The sequence below is a fragment of the Salinicola sp. RZ23 genome (genome assembly GCF_003206675.1).
Lineage (GTDB): Bacteria > Pseudomonadota > Gammaproteobacteria > Pseudomonadales > Halomonadaceae > Salinicola > Salinicola endophyticus.
Window position 1 is genome coordinate 228 of the sequence record NZ_PZJK01000032.1, and the last position, 568, is coordinate 795.

Annotated in this window: 1 protein-coding gene; it reads left to right on the plus strand. The window is 68.1% G+C overall.

What is annotated here, in order from left to right:
• Positions 1 to 568 (plus strand): type VI secretion system tip protein TssI/VgrG (tssI, locus tag DOM67_RS19695; protein WP_232825327.1); only part of this gene is annotated, 568 nt, incomplete at both ends.

Genomic DNA, 568 nt, shown 5'->3' on the forward strand with positions numbered 1-568 from the left:
CTCGAAGCGCAGCGGTGCAGCCAGCCCTACCGCCATCCGCTGACCCACCGCCGCCCGGTGATCGGCGGGCCCCAGACCGCCACCGTGGTCGGCCCGGCCAATGAAGAGATCCACACCGACCACCTCAACCGCGTGCGCGTCCAGTTCCACTGGGACCGCCAGGGCCAGCAGGACGAAAACTCAAGCGTCTGGCTGCGGGTCTCCCAACCTAATGCCGGCGCCGGCTGGGGCGGGGTGTTCGTGCCGCGCATCGGCCAGGAAGTGCTGGTCGACTTCCTCGAAGGCGACGCCGACCGTCCGCTGATCACCGGCCGGGTCTACAACGGCGAGCAGACGCCGGACTGGCACAGCCACGGCCTGCTCTCCGGGTTCAAGAGCAAGACCTACCGCGGCAGCAAGTACAACGAGCTGGTGTTCGACGACGCCACCGACCAGGAACGCGTCCGCCTCAACTCCGAAGCGGAGAAGAGCCAACTCAACCTCGGCTACCTGATCCACCAGACCGGCAACACCCGCGGCGCCTTCCGCGGTACCGGGTTCGAACTGCGCACCGACGCCTATGGCGCCA